Source organism: Microbacterium paludicola, from assembly GCF_015235415.1.
GTDB lineage: Bacteria > Actinomycetota > Actinomycetes > Actinomycetales > Microbacteriaceae > Microbacterium > Microbacterium paludicola.
Genome location: NZ_JADGLL010000001.1, coordinates 158036 through 175058 on the forward strand (window position 1 = coordinate 158036; position 17023 = coordinate 175058).

The following is a 17023-nucleotide window of genomic DNA, read 5'->3' on the forward strand; positions in this document are numbered from 1 at the left end:
GGACCCGCTTCCGTCATGCGCCGTGGCGAGGAAGCAGCCGGCGCAGGACGCCCTCCCGCCGCACTGCCTTCCGCGCCGGTGCGCTCCGCTCATCGGCTCGGCGCTCCTCGAGCGCGCGGCGCCGGGCGATGTGCTCCTCCGCCTCGCGCACGTGAAGCTCGTACTCCCTGATGACGGCCATCGGATCGATGCTCATGTCCCGCTCCATCCCTTGTTCGGATGTCTCCACGCTCGTCTCTGAGGTGGGGGAGGGGCATCGGACGATCGCCCTATTTCCGAGTCGCCGGTGCCTTAGGCGCGACTCCCTCCGGCGCCGGAACGGGATCGGCAGGCTCGCCGGCGAGGTCTCCGCGGCGTGCCCGCGTCGAGGGAGCGGCGCGGAATCGGATAGACTCTTACGCGCTGCCCGATCCGTCTCGGATCGCGTCGCGGGGATGTAGCTCAATGGTAGAGCCTCAGTCTTCCAAACTGATTACGCGGGTTCGATTCCCGTCATCCCCTCCATCAGCGCCCCGGTTCACCGAGCCGGGGCGCTTTCGCGTCACGGCCGGTCCTAGGCTCGGCGCATGCCCATCCCGGATCCCGGCCTCGACTCGTGCGGCGCGAACTCCTCGCGGCGTGGCTTCCCGGGGCGCGCGTGGATGCCGACATGTCATGGGGTGTGCTGGAGACGACGGTCCTGAGGGTGACGCACCGCGACCGTGTGGTCGTCGTGAAGGCGGGCGGGCCGGGCGACCACCACATCGCCCGGGAGATCCGCGCCCATCGCGAATGGACGGCACCGCTCGTCGATCGCGGACGCGCGGCCCGACTGCTGCACGCCGACCTCGAGGCGAAGCTGCTCGTGACGGAGCACCTGCCCGGCGCGCTCGTGCAGGATGGCCCCGCCGTGTCGGATCCCGAGACGTATCGGCAGGCGGGTGAGCTGCTCGCGGCCCTGCACGGCCAGCTGGAGGTCGTCGACCCAGACTTCGAGGCCAGCGCGAACCGCAAGGTCCTCGCCTGGCTCGACAGGCCGCACCGGATCCCCGCGGACGACGCCGCGCGGCTGCGGCGGCTCATCCGGTCGTGGCCGGAAGCGGAGGTCGTGTGCGTTCCGACGCACGGGGACTGGCGGCCGCGGAACTGGGTGATCGACGAGGCCGGCACCGTGCGGGTCATCGACTGGGGGCGCGCGGATCTCCGCCCGCCGCTCGAGGACTTCGAGCGGCTCGACTCGGGCGAGTTCGTGGGGCGCCCGGAGCGCGAGGAGGCGTTCATCCGCGGGTACGGCTCCGATCCGCGCCGCACGCCGGCCTGGTTCCGGCAGCGCACGCGGGCGGGCATCTCCGCCGCATGCTGGTCGTTCGCATTCGGGGTTCCGGAGCTCGAGCAGCGGGGCCTCAGGATGGTCGCCGAAGCGCTGGCGGAAGCGTGAGAGGCCGATCCTGCTGCGTCGGCTAGACTTCACGGGGCCGTTTCGTGTCCCCCGTGGGGACTCCCCGGGGCGTAGCTCAGCTTGGTAGAGCGCCCGCTTTGGGAGCGGGAGGCCGCAGGTTCAAATCCTGTCGCCCCGACGATCGGCCCACACAGACCTACGATCCCGTCGCGCGGCCTGCGCGCGGGAGGAGTCACGAGGAGAACGAACCCCTATGGTCACCAGCACCGTCGAGAAGCTCAGCCCGACCCGGGTGAAGCTGCACATCACGGTCAGCCCCGAGGAGCTCAAGCCGAGCATCCAGCACGCCTACGAGCACATCGCTCAGGACGTGCAGGTCCCCGGCTTCCGCAAGGGCAAGGTGCCCGCTCCGATCATCGACCAGCGCGTCGGCCGCGGCGCCGTCATGGAGCACGCCGTCAACGAGGGCCTCGACGGCTTCTTCCGCGCCGCCGTCGCCGAGCACGACGTGAAGATGCTCGGCCGTCCCTCGGCCGACATCGTCGAGTGGCCGAACGAGAAGGACTTCTCGGGCGACCTGATCGTCGACGTCGAGGTCGACGTCCGCCCCGAGTTCGAGATCCCGTCCTACGAGGACCTCACCATCACGGTCGACGCCGCCGAGGTCGACGAGTCGGCGCTCGACGAGGAGCTCGACCGTCTGCGCGCGCGCTTCGGCACGCTGATCCCTGTCGACCGCCCCGCGGCCAAGGGCGACTTCGTCGAGCTCGACCTCGTCGCCACGATCGACGGCGCCGAGATCGACCGCGCCGAGGGTGTGTCGTACGAGGTCGGCTCGGGCGAGCTGCTCCCCGGCATCGACGAGGCCATCGACTCGCTGACGGCGGGCGAGGACACCACCTTCCGCTCGACGCTCGTCGGCGGTGACCACGCCGGCGAGGAGGCAGAGGTCGCGGTGACGGTCAAGGCCGTCAAGGAGCGCGAGCTGCCCGAGGCGGACGACGACTTCGCCCAGATGGCGAGCGAGTTCGACACGATCGCCGAGCTGCGCGACAGCCTGCGCGAGCAGGTCGCCTCGCGCGGTGCCTTCTCGCAGGGCTCCGCCGCGCGCGACAAGCTCATCGAGACGCTGCTCGAGAAGGCCGACATCCCGGTGCCCGCGCAGCTCGTCGAGGACGAGGTGCACCAGCACCTCGAGCAGGAGAACCGGCTCGAGGACGACGTCCACCGCGCCGAGGTGACCGAGGCGAGCGAGAAGCAGTTCCGCACGCAGATGCTGCTCGACGCGATCGCCGAGAAGCTCGAGGTCCAGGTCTCGCAGGACGAGTTCACGCAGTACCTGATCCAGATGTCGGGTCAGTACGGCATGGCGCCGCAGCAGTTCATCGAGGCGCTGCAGCAGGGCAACCAGCTGCAGTCGGTGATCGGCGACGTCGCGCGCAACAAGGCGCTCGCGATCGTCCTCGGCAAGGTCGAGGTCGTCGACAGCAACGGCCAGGCGGTCGACCTGTCCGGCTTCGCCGCCACCGACGAGGTCGAGGCCGACGAGGTCGAGGCCGAGGCGCCGGTCGAGGAGCCCGCCGCCGAGGAGAAGCCGAAGCGCGCGACCAAGAAGAAGGCCGCCCCGGCCGAGGAGGCCGCCGCTGAGGAGGCCCCCGCCGAGGAGAAGCCGAAGCGCACCCGCAAGAAGAAGACCGAGGAGCCCGCGGCCGAGTAAGCCGCAGCGCCCGCGAGGGGGGGGGGGGACGGATGCCGCGCGCATCCGTCCCCCTTTCTCATCCACCCGGAAGGAACACCGATGGCCTCCTCATTCGACGACTGGCAGGAGCGCATCGACGCGGTCTGGCAGGATGCCGCGCTGACCGACGACGACAGGATCGCGCGGATCGACGCACTTGCCGCGGAGTTGGGGGAGGAGCAGCCGGTGGCGCTGTTCGAGCGCGCCGGTGCGCGTGACAGCGCGGGCCTCGAGACCGAGGCCGAGCCGCTCTACCGCCGCGCGATCGAGCTGGGTCTCGACGATCAGCGGCGCACGCGGGCGATCGTCCAGCTCGCCAGCACGATCCGGAACCTGGGGAAGACCGACGAGGCGCTCGAGCTGCTGCGGAGCGAGCACGAGCGGGAGGACGCGGCCGCCCTGCGCGACGAGGCCGCGGCGTTCTACGCCCTCGCGCTCGCTTCGGCCGGCGAGCCCGAGCGGGGTCTCTCGGTCGCCCTCACGGCGCTTGCGCCGCATCTGACGCGCTACACCCGCTCGGTCACCGGCTACGCCGCCGAGCTCGCGCGCGACTGATCCAGCGACCCGCGCGGGTCACGGGCGGATGATCGCGCCCGAGCGGGGCGGGATGCCGTCGGCCTCCGCGCCCAGCGGCTTGGTCGCGAACAGGACCTCGCGGGGTGGCGTGATCGCGAGCGGCAGGTCGGCGAGATTGACGACGATCTCGAGCGCGCCGCGGCGGATCCGGATCCACCGCGGATCCTCGCTCCACTCGGCCGACAGGCGGTCGAAGCGCGGGTCGGTCAGGTCAGGCTCGCGGCGACGCAGCGCGATGAGCTCGCGGTGCATCCGCAGCAGGCGCGCGTGGCGTCCGGTCGACGGCTCCGACCAGTCGAGCTTCGACCGGCGGAACGTCTCGGGGTCCTGCGGATCGGGCACGACCGCCGGATCCCAGCCCATGCGCTCGAACTCGGCGATGCGCCCCTTCGCCGTCGCCTCGCCGAGCTCCGGCTCGGGGTGGGCCGTGAAGAACTGCCACGGTGTGGAGGCGCCCCACTCCTCGCCCATGAACAGCATCGGCGTGAAGGGGCCCGCGAGCGCGAGCAGCGCCGCGATCGCCAGGCCGTCGTCGTCGAGGGTCTGCGAGAGCCGGTCGCCCGTCGCGCGGTTGCCGATCTGATCGTGATCCTGCGCGTAGGCGACGAGGCGCCAGGTCAGCGTCTCGGGCGGGATCGGACGACCGTGCTCGCGTTCGCGGAACGACGACCAGGTGCCGTCGTGGAAGAATCCGCGGGTCGCCGCCTTGGCGAGCGCCTCGATCGGCTCGAAGTCGGCGTAGTAGCCCGAGGTCTCGCCGGTGAGGGCGACGTGCACCGCGTGGTGGTAGTCGTCGCTCCACTGGGCGTGGATCCCGTAGCCGCCGCCCTCGCGGGGAGTGATCAGCTTCGGCTCGTTCATGTCCGACTCCGCGATGAGCGTGAGCGGACGCCGCAGGTGCGCGCTCAGCGCGTCGACGCGTTCGGCCATCTCCTGCAGCAGGTGCGTGGAGGAGTCGTCGACAAGCGCGTGAACGGCATCCAGGCGGAGCCCGTCCACGTGGAAGTCGCGCAGCCACATGAGGGCGTTGTCGAGGATGTACTCCCGCACCTCGTGCTCGGCGAGATCGAGAGACGACCCCCAGGTGTTGGCGCTCGCGTCCTGCAGGTACGGGGCGAACAGCGGCAGGTAGTTGCCGCTGGGGCCGAGGTGGTTGTACACGACGTCCTGGATGACGCCGAGGCCGGCGGCGTGGCACGCGTCGACGAACCGCTGGTACGCCTCCGGACCACCGTAGGTCTCGTCGACGGCGTACCAGAGCACGCCGTCGTATCCCCAGTTCCAGGCGCCGTTGAACGAGTTCACGGGCAGGACCTCGACGAGGTCGATGCCGAGGTCGACGAGGTGCGGGAGACGCTCGATGGCGGCATCCAGCGTTCCGTCCGGGGTGAACGTGCCCACATGCATCTCGTAGATCACCGATCCGGCGAGCTGACGGCCGGTCCAACGCTGATCGGTCCAGTCGAAGCCGAGGTCGTGCACCTGGCTCAGCTCATGCACACCGTCGGGCTGGCGCAGCGACCGCGGATCCGGCACGGGTGTGTCGCGATCGTCGAGCAGGTAGCCGTACCGCTGCCCGGGACGACGGGGAACGTCGGCCCGCCACCATCCGCCCTCGCGCCTCATGTCGTGCGTCTGCCCGTCCACGACGAGGCGCACCGATGCGGGGCGCGGCGCCCAGACCTCGAAACCCATCAGCCCTCCCTCAGCAGCAGGGCGACCGGATAGCGCCCCAGCACGTCCGCAAGCGCCAGGGCGTCGCCCGAGAAGGAGACGCCGGTGATCGCGTCGACGTAGTGGCCGGGCCGCACCATCACGCGCGCGTCGGCCCATCCGCCCCGCCTCTCGAGCCCGAGGGGCAGACGCGTGGCGACCGCCACCGCGCCGCCGCGGTCGAACGCGATCGCGTGCTCCGCGGCCCCGCCCGTGACGTCCAGCCCGGCGTAGCGGGTGAACAGCTCGGGACGGTCGCGGCGGGCGCGGAGGACCCGCGTCGTGACCAGCAGCTTGGCGGCGGCGGTCTCATCGAGGTCGGGCAGCTCGCCGCCGTCGATGCGCTCCAGGATGGCGCGGCGCTCGGCGTAGTCGACCGGAAGGCGATTGTCGGGGTCCACGAGCGACCGATTCCACAGCTCGGACCCCTGGTAGACGTCCGGGACGCCCGGTGCGGCGAGCTGGAGCAGCTTGGCCGACAGCGAGTTCGACCAGCCGGCGGCTTGCACGAACCCCACGCACTCCTCGAGCGTCCGGTGCACGGACTCGTCGTCGAAGGCCGCGTCGACGAGCGCGTGCATCGATCGCTCGAACGCCTCGTCCGGCGCGGTCCACGTCGTCCGCGTGCCGGCCTCGCGGGCGGCCTTCTCGGCATACGCGTGGGCGCGCTCGCGGGACAGCGGCCAGGCGCCGATCAGGGATGCCCACAGCAGCGACTCGAACGGGCCGTCGCCGAGGGGCGCCAGCGTGCGCAGCGTGCGGAGGGTGCTGCGCCACAGCTCCGGCACTTCTGCGAGGGCGTCGATCCGTGCGCGGGTGTCCTCGCCGCGCTTCGTGTCGTGCGTGGACAGGGTGGTCATCGACAGCGGCCAGGACGCCTGACGTGCGGCCTGCCGGCGGTGGAACTCGGCCACGTCGATCGCGAACTCGGCGGGATCCCCGCCCACCTCGTTGAGCGAGGCGAGGCGTCCGTAGCGGTAGAAGGCCGTGTCCTCGACGCCCTTCGCCATCACGGCCCCGGAGGTCTGCTGGAACCGGATCGCGGCAGGATGATCCGGGTCGGCGAGCAGGGGGAGCAGCCTGTCGATCGTGCGGGCGAGGTCGCGCCTGCCGCGCTTGGCCGCGGCGGCCGCCTCGTGGAGGTGGTCGAGCCCGGCGGGCAGGTACGACCGGTAGACAGGGAAGCAGGCGAGCAGTTCGGCCAGCGCGTCCTCGGCGCCCTCGATGTCCGGCACGAGCCGGGCGAGGCGCCGCACCTCCGCCTGCAGCAGGCCGTCTGCCACGGCGCGCTTTCCGTCGTGGATCATCCGGTGCCATTCGGCGGTGCCGGTCTGCGGCGAATCCGCTCGCAGCTCGGCCTCGAGGTCGTCGAGCGCGGTGCGCGCGGCCGGGTCGACGAGGACGCGGTCGATGTCGCCGAGCGCGTCGTATCCGGTGGTTCCGGCGGTCGCCCAGTGCGCCGGGAGCGGCTCGCCCGGCTCGAGGATCTTCTCCACGAGCACGTACGCGCCGTCGGACGCGTCCGCAAGGCGGGCGAGGTAGCCGCCGGGGTCGGTGAGGCCGTCGGGATGGTCGATGCGCAGGCCGTCGACGAGCCCCTCGCGGAGCCACCGCAGGATCTCCGTGTGGCTCTCGTCGAACACGCGCGGGTCCTCGACACGCACGGCGGCGAGCGTCGACACCGCGAAGAAGCGGCGGTAGTTCAGCTCGCTGTCACCGCGGCGCCAGTGGACGAGCTCGTAGTGCTGTCGCGCGTGGACAACGCCCGGCGACGCGCCGTCGTCGGCAGTGCCCGGCGCGAGGGGGAACGCGTTGTCGTAGTACCGCAGCTCGCCGTCCTCGATGCGCAGGCCGAGATCCGGCTTCTCGACGTCGTCGTCGCCGAGCACCGGGATCCTGATCCGCCCGCTCGCGGCGTCCCAGTCGATGTCGAACGCCTCGGCGTGACGCGATCCGCGCCCGTGCGTGAGCACGTCCCACCACCACGGGTTCAGCCGCGGCGTCGCGATGCCGACGTGGTTCGGCACGATGTCGGCGAGCACCCCGAGCCCCGCCTCGCGGGCGGCCGTCGCGAACCGCTCGAGCCCCTCGGATCCGCCGCGATCCGGGTCCACCCGGGAGTGGTCGATCACGTCGTAGCCGTGGTTGGAGCCCGGCTCGCTCGCGAGCAGGGGGGAGAGGTAGACGGTGTCGACGCCGAGCGCCTTCAGATAGTCGACGACGCCCGCCGCGGCGTCGAGGTCGAACTCGCGCCGGATCTGCAGGCGATAGGTGGAGCGGGGGATGCGCCCGCTCATCCGTCGGCCTCGACGTCCTGACCGCCGGCACCGCCCTGACCGCCCGCCAGCGCCTGCCGGACGGACGCCGCCGGCGACCACTCGGGCGCGGCCGCCTCCTCCTGCCACTCGCGCAGCACGAGGATCGACCGGGCCGGCACCGCGATGGTGCTTCCCGCCTCGTGAGGTGCGGGATCGCGCCCGTCCGAGGTGTTCAGCACGATGTCCCACGACGCCGCGAACTCGTCGGCGGGAAGGGTGAAGTCGACGGGCTCGCTGTGCGCGTTGAAGAACAGCAGGAAGTGCCGGTCGACGATCCGCTCGCCGCGCGGGCCGCGCTCCTGGATGCCCTGGCCGTTCAGGAACACCCCGAGCGTGCGCGCGTAGCTCGTCTGCCAGTCGCCCTCGTCCATGGGCGAGCCGTCGGGCGTCAGCCACACGATGTCGGGAAGCGGGTCTCCCTCGCCGCGGCGCACCGGCCGGCCGTCGAAGAAGCCCCACCGCCGGAAGGTCGGATGCTCGCGCCGCAGGCGCGACACGAGCGCCGTGAACTCGATCAGCGGCTCGTCGGCCTCGTCCCAGTGGATCCAGGTGAGCGGCGAGTCCTGGGCGTACCCGTTGTTGTTCCCCTGCTGCGTGCGACCGAGCTCGTCGCCGTGAAGCAGCATCGGCACTCCCTGCGACAGCAGCAGCGTCGTCAGCAGGTTGCGCTGCTGCCGCGCGCGCAGCTCGAGGATCTCGGCATCGTCGGTCGGCCCCTCCACGCCGAGGTTGTACGAGCGGTTGTGCGACTCGCCGTCCCGCCCGTCCTCGCCGTTCGCCTCGTTGTGCTTCTCGTTGTACGACACGAGGTCGCGCATGGTGAAGCCGTCGTGCGCCGTGACGAAGTTGATGGAGGCGATCGGGCGCCGCGCGCTTCCCTCGTACAGGTCGGCGGAGCCGGTGAAGCGCGAGGCGAACTCGCCGAGGGTCGAGGGCTCGCCCCGCCAGAAGTCGCGCACCGTGTCGCGGAACTTCCCGTTCCACTCGGTCCACTGCGGGGGGAAGTTGCCGACCTGGTAGCCGCCGGGACCGACATCCCACGGCTCGGCGATCAGCTTCACCTGCGACACCACCGGATCCTGCTGCACGAGGTCGAAGAAGCTCGACAGGCGATCGACCTCGTAGAACTCCCGCGCGAGCGTGGATGCGAGGTCGAAGCGGAAGCCGTCGACGTGCATGTCGGTCACCCAGTACCGCAGCGAGTCCATGATCAGCTGCAGCGAGTGCGGGTTGCGGACGTTGAGTGTGTTGCCCGTGCCCGTGTAGTCCATGTAGTACTGCGGGTCGTCCTCGACGAGCCGGTAGTAGGCGGCGTTGTCGATTCCCTTGAACGACAGCGTCGGGCCGAGGTGGTTGCCCTCCGCCGTGTGGTTGTAGACGACGTCCAGGATGACCTCGATGCCCGCGGCGTGGAGCGCCCGCACCATCGCCTTGAACTCCTGCACCTGCTCGCCGCGGTCGCCGCTGGAGGAGTACTCGTTGTGCGGCGCGAGGAAGCCGAGCGTGTTGTAGCCCCAGTAGTTGCGCAGCCCCTTCTCCAGCAGGACGGAGTCGTGGATGAACTGGTGCACGGGCATCAGCTCGATCGCCGTCACGCCCAGCCGCTTCAGGTGGGCGACGACGGCGGGATGGGCGACGCCGGCGTACGTGCCGCGCTGCTCCTCGGGGATCTCGGGATGCAGCTCGGTGAGGCCCTTCACGTGCGTCTCGTAGATCAGCGTCTGGCCGTAGGGGGTGCCGGGGCGCCGGTCGCCGCGCCAGTCGAAGTACGGGTTGATCACCACGGACCGGATGGTGTGCGCGGCCGAGTCGTCCTCGTTGCGCACGTCGGGGTCGTCGAAGTGGTGGTCGAACAGCGACGGATCCCAGTCGATGCTTCCCGCCAGCGCCTTGGCATACGGGTCGACGAGGAGCTTGCTGGGGTCGCAGCGATGGCCGGCGGCGGGATCGAACGGCCCGTGGACCCGGTAGCCGTACTCCTGACCGGGGCCGACCCCGGGAAGGTAGGCGTGCCACACGTTCGCGTCGACCTCGATGATGCCGACGCGCGTCTCGGTGCCGTCGTCGTCGAAGAGGCAGAGCTCGACCTTGTCGGCGACCTCGCTGAAGAGCGCGAAGTTCGTGCCGTCGCCGTCGTATGTCGCACCCAGCGGGTAGGGCCGTCCTGGCCACGTCTCCATGTGATCCTGCCGTTCCTGTGAGGGGAGCCGGGACAGCTCTCACGGCGACGCTAACGCGGAGACCGGGCCCTGCGGAAGGGCTTGCGAATCGAGCCACCGGGCCGTTAGAGGAGGGTCTTCGCGGCCGCCGGCGGAGGGGGCGCCGACACCGACGTATGCCCACGGCGAACACGCGCGAGGCCCGGATAACCCGCGGGTAGGGTCATATCGACGCACCACTGAATGGAGTGAGAATGCCCGAACCGCTGATGGCACAGAGTGCCTTCGACCGCCTGCTGAAGGACCGCATCATCTGGCTTGGCTCGGAGGTGCGCGACGACAACGCGAACGAGATCTGCGCGAAGATCCTGCTTCTCGCGGCAGAGGACTCCGAGAAGGACATCTACCTCTACATCAACTCGCCCGGCGGATCGATCACGGCCGGCATGGCGATCTACGACACCATGCAGTTCGTGCCCAACGACATCGTCACCGTCGGCATCGGCATGGCGGCCTCGATGGGCCAGCTCCTGCTGACCAGCGGCACCAAGGGCAAGCGCTACATCACGCCGAACGCGCGCGTGCTGCTCCACCAGCCCCACGGCGGCTTCGGCGGCACCGCGAGCGACATCCAGACGCAGGCGCAGCTCATCCTCGACATGAAGCGCCGTCTTGCCGAGATCACCGCTGCCCAGACCGGCAAGTCGGTCGAGCAGATCAACGAGGACGGCGACCGTGACCGCTGGTTCTCGGCCGAGGAGGCCCTCGCGTACGGCTTCGTCGACCACATCCGCGAGCACGCGGCCGACGTCACCGGCGGCGGCGGCACCGACCGCGCGGCGAACTGAGCCCGGGTACACAGAGAAGGACGTATCGAAGATGCACACCCCCTACACCGGCCAGACGTCGCCCCAGGGCCTGCAGATGCCGGGCAGCCGCTACATCCTGCCCCAGTTCGAGGAGCGCACGGCCTACGGCTACAAGCGCCAGGACCCGTACAACAAGCTGTTCGAAGATCGCGTGATCTTCCTCGGCGTGCAGGTCGACGACGCGTCCGCAGACGACGTCATGGCGCAGCTGCTTGTGCTCGAGAGCCAGGACCCCGATCGCGACATCATCATGTACATCAACTCGCCCGGTGGCTCGTTCACGGCCATGACGGCGATCTACGACACGATGCAGTACATCTCGCCCCAGATCCAGACGGTCGTGCTCGGCCAGGCGGCCTCGGCCGCCGCGGTCCTGCTCGCCGCCGGAGCCCCGGGCAAGCGTCTGGCGCTGCCCAACGCGCGCGTGCTGATCCACCAGCCCGCCGTCGGCGAGGCCGGTCACGGTCAGGCGTCGGACATCGAGATCCAGGCGGCCGAGATCCTGCGCATGCGCACCTGGCTCGAGGAGACGCTCGCGAAGCACTCGAACAAGACGGTCGAGCAGGTCAACAAGGACATCGACCGCGACAAGATCCTGAGCGGCGCGGAGGCGGTCGAGTACGGCCTCGTCGACCAGGTCCTGACGACGCGCAAGCGCCAGCCGGCCATCAAGTAACCACGGCTCGAAACGCCCCGGAACCGCGTGCGGTTCCGGGGCGTCGGCGTTTCCTCGCGGTAATGTCCTCGACATCCCGGCCCGGCACCATGGGCCGCAATGGAGCGGACGAGAGGCGGGGCAATGACCTGCGTTCAGACCGAGGGCGGACACCGCGAGGGCGGATTCGTGAAGGCGATGGGCTCCGTGGACGCCCTGTTCGTGGGGTTCGGGGCGATGATCGGCTTCGGCTGGATCACCCTGACGAGCGGATGGCTCACCACCGCGGGAACCTGGGGCGCGATGCTCGCGTTCGTCGTCGGCGGCGCCATCATGGTGCTCGTCGGCCTCGTCTACTCCGAGCTCGTGTCGGCGATGCCGCGAGCGGGCGGCGAGCACAACTACCTGATGCGCGGCATGGGGCCGCGCTGGTCCCTGGTGGGATCCTGGGCGATCACCGGCGGCTACATCACCGTCATCCTGTTCGAGGCGGTGGCGACCCCGCGCACGTTCGACTACCTGTTCCCCGGGCTCGCCTCGCTCATGCCGATGTACACGATCGCCGGCTTCGAGGTCGGGCTGCCGTGGGCGCTCGTCGGCGTCGTCGCGGCGATCGCCGTCACGTGGATCAACATCCGCGGCGTCAAGATCACGTCGCTCGTGCAGACCTTCGTGGTGTCGTTCCTGCTGCTCGTCGCGGCGCTGCTGGTCTTCGGCGGGTTCGCGGGCGGCGACATCGCCAACACCGAGCCGGCCTTCGTGGGCGGCGTCGCGGGATTCGCGATCGTGCTGGGCGCGGTGCCGTTCCTGTTCGTCGGCTTCGACGTCATCCCGCAGGCGGCCGAGGAGATCGACCTGCCGCCGCGCAGGATCGGGCGGATCCTGATCCTGTCGGTCGCGATGGCCGTCGCGTTCTACCTGATCGTCATCTTCGTGACCTCGCTCGCCATGCCCGCGAGCGAACTCGCGGCGTTCGACCTCGTCACCGCCGACGCGCTGGCGATCATGCTGGGCGCCGACTTCTGGGGCCGCGTCGTGATCGCGGGCGGGCTCGCGGGCATCCTGACGTCGTGGATCGGATTCCTGCTGGGTGCGTCGCGGCTGCTCTGGGCGATGTCGATGTCCGGGATGATCCCCGCGTGGTTCGGCCGGATCCATCCGCGCTACCGCACGCCGTCGAACGCCATCCTCTTCATCGGCGCCCTGTCGGTGATCGCGCCGTTCGGCGGCACGGCCATGCTGGGCTGGGCGGTGGACGGCGGCTCGCCGATGATCGTGCTCGCCTACGCGCTCGTGGCGCTGTCGTTCTGCCTGCTGCGGATCAAGGACCCCGGGATGGAGCGGCCCTTCCGCGTCGGTCGGGGCCGCACGACCGGCATGGTCGTGGGCGTCGCGGCGAGCGTGCTGTGCGTGCTTCTCTTCCTGCTCTACATCCCGGGGCTCACGCCCATCAGCATCACTCTCGCCTGGCAGTCGTACCTGATCTTCGGGGTCTGGATGCTGGTCGGCGTCGCGTTCGCCTTCCGGCTGCCGGGTGGCATCAAGGCGGGACCGGACACCGAGGCGATCCTGCTCGCGGAGATCGCGGCGAGGCGCGGGCGGACCTCGTCGGGGACATGATCCGGAGGGCCGTGACAGGACCGACACCGAAAACGGCGCGTGCCGCGGTCCCGGTGTCGGTGGCAGCGGTTAGGCTCAGGGGGACTCGAACGGAAAGGTCCGAGGAGGACACGCATGGCACGTATCGGTGAGAGCGCCGACCTCTTCAAGTGCTCCTTCTGCGGCAAGAGCCAGAAGCAGGTGCAGCAGCTGATCGCCGGCCCCGGCGTGTACATCTGCGACGAATGCGTCGAGTTGTGCAACGAGATCATCGAAGAGCGGATGGCCGAGTCGGCCGGCACCGGCGAGGTGGCCGAGTTCGACCTTCCCAAGCCCCGCGAGATCTTCGCGTTCCTGGAGGAGTACGTCATCGGCCAGGACCCCGCCAAGCGGGCCCTCGCGGTCGCGGTGTACAACCACTACAAGCGCGTGCGCGCCCGTGGTGAGCTCAAGGCGGCAGACCAGAAGGCCGAGGACGTCGAGGTCGCGAAGAGCAACATCCTGATGCTCGGCCCCACCGGCTGCGGCAAGACGTATCTGGCGCAGACGCTGGCGAAGCGTCTCAACGTGCCGTTCGCCGTCGCCGACGCCACCGCGCTGACTGAAGCTGGCTACGTCGGCGAGGACGTCGAGAACATCCTCCTCAAGCTGCTGCAGGCCGCCGACTTCGACGTCAAGCGCGCCGAGACCGGCATCATCTACATCGACGAGGTCGACAAGATCGCCCGCAAGGCCGAGAACCCGTCGATCACGCGCGACGTCTCGGGCGAGGGTGTGCAGCAGGCGCTGCTGAAGATCCTCGAGGGCACGGTCGCCTCGGTTCCTCCGCAGGGTGGGCGCAAGCACCCGCACCAGGAGTTCATCCAGATCGACACCACGAACGTGCTGTTCATCGTGGCCGGCGCCTTCGCGGGCCTGGAGGACATCATCTCCGCCCGTGTCGGCAAGCACGGCGTCGGCTTCGGCGCCCCGCTGCACGACAAGAACGACGACAGCTCCCTCTTCGGCGAGGTGCTCCCGGAGGACCTGCACAAGTTCGGCCTGATCCCCGAGTTCATCGGCCGGCTTCCCGTCATCGCCTCGGTGCAGCCGCTCGATCAGGACGCGCTGATGGAGATCCTGACCGTTCCGCGCAACGCGCTGGTCAAGCAGTACCAGCGCATGTTCGAGCTCGACGGCGTGCAGCTCGAGTTCGAAGAGGACGCACTGCGCGCCATCGCGGATCTGGCGGTGCTGCGCAAGACCGGTGCGCGCGGTCTCCGCGCGATCCTCGAGGACGTGCTCGGCCCGATCATGTTCGACATCCCTTCGAATGACGACGTGGCGAAGGTGATCGTGACGCGCGCCTCGGTCGAGGACGGCGCCGATCCGACGTTCGTGCTCGCGCAGAAGAAGAAGTCGGCCTGATCTCGTCCCGACGGGTGTGAGACGTACGCTCCGTCGGGGACACTCCTCGGTATGAGGACTTCGCGCGCGTACGCGCTGCTCGCCGTTGTCGTGCTGTCCGGTGCGGCCTCCGGATGCGCATCGCCCTCGGTCGCCGGTTCGCCGGGCGGGGCGGCGTCCGGCGTCTCGTCGCCGTACATGTGCGGGGGAGCGCCGATCGACTCCGCGGCGTACCGCGAAGCCCGCAGCGCCGACGAGCTGTCGCCGGAGCCCGCGGCGCTTGTGGCGGGCGCGACGGACGACCTGGGAGACCCCGTGACCGTGGACGACCTCGCCTCGTGGTCGATCGTGAGCGAGAGTTCGGCGAGGGTCACGCTCATCCGGCCCCTGGCGGAGCCCGCCGATCTCCACGGCAACGGCGAGCTGCATGATCACGAGCTCTTCACCGCGACGACCGAGCTCGGGGACATCCCCTCCTACGGGCAGCTGTCGTCGTGCGCGCTGTCGCTGGACCCTGCGCCCCTGACCGGAGCCCTGGTCCAGCGCGACCTGGCCGCTCTCCCGTCACCGGATGACACCACGATCGCGCTCCTCGTCACCGAGGGGGCCTGCAACAGCGGGCGGGACGCCGCGGGCCGGATCGAGCTGATCTCGCTGGAGGAGACGGATGCCTCCGTGACGGTGCGCATCGGCATCCGTCCCGAGGGCGGGCCGCAGACCTGCCCCTCGAACCCCACGACGCCGTTCACCATCGAACTCGCCGAGCGCCTGGGCGACCGGGTTCTCCTGGATGGCTCGCTCGTCTCGCCGCGGCCGCTGACCGACGGGCACGCGATCTCGTTCGACTGAGCGCTGTGGTGGCAGGCGCCGACGCCGATGTCGGTGCCCGCGCGTAGCGTGCGCGCATGACCGACATCCGACCCTTCCGGCTCCACGTGCCCGACGCCGTGCTCGCGGATCTGCGTGAGCGACTGACGCGCACCAGGCTGCTTCCCGACTCGCCACGGCGGATGCCGTCGGGGATGACGGCTGACTGGCTGCGTGACCTCGTCGATGCCTGGGCGACGTGGGATTGGCGCGCCCGCGAGGAGTGGCTGGGAGGATGCCCGCAGTTCCTCGCCGACGTCGACGGCGCGACGATCCATTTTGCGCACCTGCGCTCCGACGCGGCCGATGCGCCCGCCCTGCTGGTGATGCACGGCTGGCCGCACACCTTCGCGCTGCAGCTCGACTTCGCGGCGCAGCTGCGCGACTTCCACGTCGTGGTCGCCAGCCTGCCGGGCTTCGCATTCTCGCCGCCGTACGACGACGGACCGGCGGATGAAGCGCGCTTCGCGGCGACCATGCACGCGCTGATGACCGACGTGCTCGGCTACACGTCGTACATCACGTACGGCGAGGACGTCTCGGCGAACGTCAGCGACCTGATCGCGGCGACGCATCCGGATCAGGTCGCCGGCATCGTCGCGACGCATGCGCACTTCGGCACCCCGGCCGAGCGTGAGGCGAACGACGATCCCGCGGTGCGAGCGTTCTTCGCGCGGCTGAACGCCGAGCACGGGCCGAACGGGTCGTACGGTCACGTGCAGTGGGCGCGCCCCGACACCCTCGCGGCCGCGCTGAACGACTCTCCGGCGGGCGTGCTCGCCTGGATCGCCGAGAAGCTCGCCGAGTGGGCGGATGTCCCAGGCGACGATCCGGCACGGCTCGAGTCGGTCATCTCGCGCGATCGCATCCTGACGGAGGCGATGATCTACTGGGTCACCCAGAGCATCGCGACGTCGTTCCGGCCGTATCACGAGGGCGCCGACACCCCCGGCCCGATCCCGCCGGTCACCGTGCCCGCCGCCGTGTTCATCCAGCGCCATGAGCACGACTATCCGGAGGTCCTCGCGCGCCGCTACTATCTCGACCTGCGCGTGTTCGAGCGTCTCGAGCGGGGTGGGCACTTCACGATCGCCGAGGTGCCGCGCGAGATGGCCGACCGCGTCCGGGCGTTCGCGGCGACGCTGCGCTGAGCCCCGGCGTCCCCGGCGTGCCGGTCAGCGCTTGCCGACCGCGAGCTGCGCCCGCACAGCGGGGTCGTCATCGAGGAGGTCTGGCTCGGCGGTCGCGCCGACCGCGTCGAAGTACCGGCTGAGAAAGCACCGGAACGCCGCGGCGTACGCGATGTCGGCGATATTGAGGTCGCTGAAGCCGAGGTCCCGCAGACGCTGGATGTCGGCCTCGCCGATGCGCGAGGCGTCGGTCGCGATCTGCTCCGCGTAGTCGAGCATCGCGACGTCGCGCGCGCTCAGACCCGCGGTGCGGTGATCGCTCTGGATTGCGAGCGCCTGCTCGCGCCCCACGAACCGCGTCAGCCCGCGGAAGTACACGTGACTGCAGTAGCTGGACGGCACGTGCTTCGCCACGACGAGCGTGATCATCCGAAACGCCTCGAGGCCCAGCGAGAAGCCGTCACGCAGCTGATGGAGCAGCCTCTCGACGGGTGCCGCCATGTCCGGCCGCGCCGACAGGCTGCGCGTGGCGTTCATGACCATGCCCATGTCGGCGCGCTCCGCGGCGTAGATCGCCGCGATCTCGCCGTCCGCCGCCTCGTCCGACACTGTCTCCAGGTACATGGCGTCCTCCG

At 70.2% G+C, this 17023-nt stretch carries 14 protein-coding genes and 2 tRNA genes; 11 read left to right on the forward strand and 5 right to left on the reverse strand.

Annotation, left to right across the window (positions count from 1 at the left end; all coding sequences use genetic code 11):
* Positions 1 to 13: 13 nt before the first annotated feature.
* Positions 14 to 196 (reverse strand): hypothetical protein, encoded by a 183-nt coding sequence (locus tag IR155_RS00800; protein ID WP_135112180.1) that lies wholly within the window; start codon positions 194 to 196, stop codon positions 14 to 16.
* 234 nt (positions 197 to 430) lie between these two features.
* Between IR155_RS00800 and IR155_RS00805 the strand changes: the two genes are divergently transcribed.
* The 5 genes from IR155_RS00805 to IR155_RS00825 all read left to right on the forward strand — a co-directional run bounded on the left by IR155_RS00805 (position 431) and on the right by IR155_RS00825 (position 3671).
* Positions 431 to 504: transfer RNA gene (locus IR155_RS00805), tRNA-Gly, on the forward strand.
* Between the two features lie 91 nt (positions 505 to 595).
* Positions 596 to 1417, forward strand: coding sequence for an aminoglycoside phosphotransferase family protein (locus IR155_RS00810; protein ID WP_209306713.1), 822 nt, complete (start codon positions 596 to 598; stop codon positions 1415 to 1417).
* A 65-nt stretch (positions 1418 to 1482) separates the two neighbouring features.
* A tRNA-Pro gene (locus IR155_RS00815) sits at positions 1483 to 1556 on the forward strand.
* Between the two features lie 75 nt (positions 1557 to 1631).
* Positions 1632 to 3095, forward strand: coding sequence for a trigger factor (tig, locus tag IR155_RS00820; RefSeq protein ID WP_135112182.1), 1464 nt, complete (start codon positions 1632 to 1634; stop codon positions 3093 to 3095).
* A gap of 81 nt (positions 3096 to 3176) precedes the next feature.
* A complete protein-coding gene (locus tag IR155_RS00825; protein WP_135112184.1) occupies positions 3177 to 3671 on the forward strand; it encodes a tetratricopeptide repeat protein in 495 nt (164 codons plus the stop codon).
* Between the two features lie 18 nt (positions 3672 to 3689).
* Here the strand turns inward: IR155_RS00825 and treZ are convergent, their stop codons facing one another.
* Genes treZ through glgX form a run of 3 tightly spaced genes read right to left on the reverse strand, consistent with a single transcriptional unit; the run spans position 3690 to position 9903 of the window.
* Positions 3690 to 5387, reverse strand: a complete 1698-nt coding sequence (treZ, locus tag IR155_RS00830) for a malto-oligosyltrehalose trehalohydrolase (RefSeq protein ID WP_135112186.1) — start codon at positions 5385 to 5387, stop codon at positions 3690 to 3692.
* On the reverse strand, positions 5387 to 7702 hold the full coding sequence (gene treY, locus IR155_RS00835) for a malto-oligosyltrehalose synthase (RefSeq protein WP_135112188.1): 2316 nt from the start codon (positions 7700 to 7702) through the stop codon (positions 5387 to 5389). The genes treZ and treY overlap by 1 nt, the downstream gene beginning before the upstream one ends.
* The gene (glgX, locus tag IR155_RS00840; protein WP_135112190.1) at positions 7699 to 9903 is read right to left on the reverse strand and encodes a glycogen debranching protein GlgX; all 2205 of its coding nucleotides are present in this window, start codon (positions 9901 to 9903) and stop codon (positions 7699 to 7701) included. The genes treY and glgX overlap by 4 nt, the downstream gene beginning before the upstream one ends.
* A gap of 233 nt (positions 9904 to 10136) precedes the next feature.
* Between glgX and IR155_RS00845 the strand changes: the two genes are divergently transcribed.
* From IR155_RS00845 to IR155_RS00870, 6 genes are all read left to right on the forward strand, one after another.
* Positions 10137 to 10730 (forward strand): ATP-dependent Clp protease proteolytic subunit, encoded by a 594-nt coding sequence (locus tag IR155_RS00845; protein WP_194210264.1) that lies wholly within the window; start codon positions 10137 to 10139, stop codon positions 10728 to 10730.
* A 31-nt stretch (positions 10731 to 10761) separates the two neighbouring features.
* On the forward strand, positions 10762 to 11427 hold the full coding sequence (locus IR155_RS00850; RefSeq protein WP_135112194.1) for an ATP-dependent Clp protease proteolytic subunit: 666 nt from the start codon (positions 10762 to 10764) through the stop codon (positions 11425 to 11427).
* 123 nt (positions 11428 to 11550) lie between these two features.
* The gene (locus tag IR155_RS00855; protein WP_135112196.1) at positions 11551 to 13026 is read left to right on the forward strand and encodes an APC family permease; all 1476 of its coding nucleotides are present in this window, start codon (positions 11551 to 11553) and stop codon (positions 13024 to 13026) included.
* A gap of 114 nt (positions 13027 to 13140) precedes the next feature.
* Complete coding sequence (gene clpX / locus IR155_RS00860) at positions 13141 to 14412, forward strand: ATP-dependent Clp protease ATP-binding subunit ClpX (protein WP_135112198.1); 1272 nt, start codon at positions 13141 to 13143, stop codon at positions 14410 to 14412.
* 51 nt (positions 14413 to 14463) lie between these two features.
* Entirely contained in the window at positions 14464 to 15240 is a 777-nt protein-coding gene (locus IR155_RS00865; protein WP_135112200.1) for a hypothetical protein, read from the forward strand.
* Between the two features lie 56 nt (positions 15241 to 15296).
* Positions 15297 to 16409, forward strand: coding sequence for an epoxide hydrolase family protein (locus IR155_RS00870; protein ID WP_135112202.1), 1113 nt, complete (start codon positions 15297 to 15299; stop codon positions 16407 to 16409).
* A 24-nt stretch (positions 16410 to 16433) separates the two neighbouring features.
* Here IR155_RS00870 and IR155_RS00875 read toward each other — a convergent pair whose 3' ends face one another.
* The gene (locus tag IR155_RS00875; RefSeq protein ID WP_135112204.1) at positions 16434 to 17012 is read right to left on the reverse strand and encodes a carboxymuconolactone decarboxylase family protein; all 579 of its coding nucleotides are present in this window, start codon (positions 17010 to 17012) and stop codon (positions 16434 to 16436) included.
* Between the last annotated feature and the right edge of the window lie 11 nt (positions 17013 to 17023).

Coding starts and splice junctions, on each gene's coding strand:
- IR155_RS00870 (WP_135112202.1), top strand. CDS start 15,297: ATGACCGACATCCGACCCTTCCGGCTCCACGTGCCCGACGCCGTGCTC.
- IR155_RS00800 (WP_135112180.1), bottom strand. CDS start 196: ATGAGCATCGATCCGATGGCCGTCATCAGGGAGTACGAGCTTCACGTG.
- IR155_RS00850 (WP_135112194.1), top strand. CDS start 10,762: ATGCACACCCCCTACACCGGCCAGACGTCGCCCCAGGGCCTGCAGATG.
- IR155_RS00845 (WP_194210264.1), top strand. CDS start 10,137: ATGCCCGAACCGCTGATGGCACAGAGTGCCTTCGACCGCCTGCTGAAG.
- IR155_RS00875 (WP_135112204.1), bottom strand. CDS start 17,012: ATGTACCTGGAGACAGTGTCGGACGAGGCGGCGGACGGCGAGATCGCG.
- IR155_RS00865 (WP_135112200.1), top strand. CDS start 14,464: ATGAGGACTTCGCGCGCGTACGCGCTGCTCGCCGTTGTCGTGCTGTCC.
- treZ (WP_135112186.1), bottom strand. CDS start 5,387: ATGGGTTTCGAGGTCTGGGCGCCGCGCCCCGCATCGGTGCGCCTCGTC.
- IR155_RS00825 (WP_135112184.1), top strand. CDS start 3,177: ATGGCCTCCTCATTCGACGACTGGCAGGAGCGCATCGACGCGGTCTGG.
- glgX (WP_135112190.1), bottom strand. CDS start 9,903: ATGGAGACGTGGCCAGGACGGCCCTACCCGCTGGGTGCGACATACGAC.
- clpX (WP_135112198.1), top strand. CDS start 13,141: ATGGCACGTATCGGTGAGAGCGCCGACCTCTTCAAGTGCTCCTTCTGC.
- IR155_RS00855 (WP_135112196.1), top strand. CDS start 11,551: ATGACCTGCGTTCAGACCGAGGGCGGACACCGCGAGGGCGGATTCGTG.
- treY (WP_135112188.1), bottom strand. CDS start 7,702: ATGAGCGGGCGCATCCCCCGCTCCACCTATCGCCTGCAGATCCGGCGC.
- tig (WP_135112182.1), top strand. CDS start 1,632: ATGGTCACCAGCACCGTCGAGAAGCTCAGCCCGACCCGGGTGAAGCTG.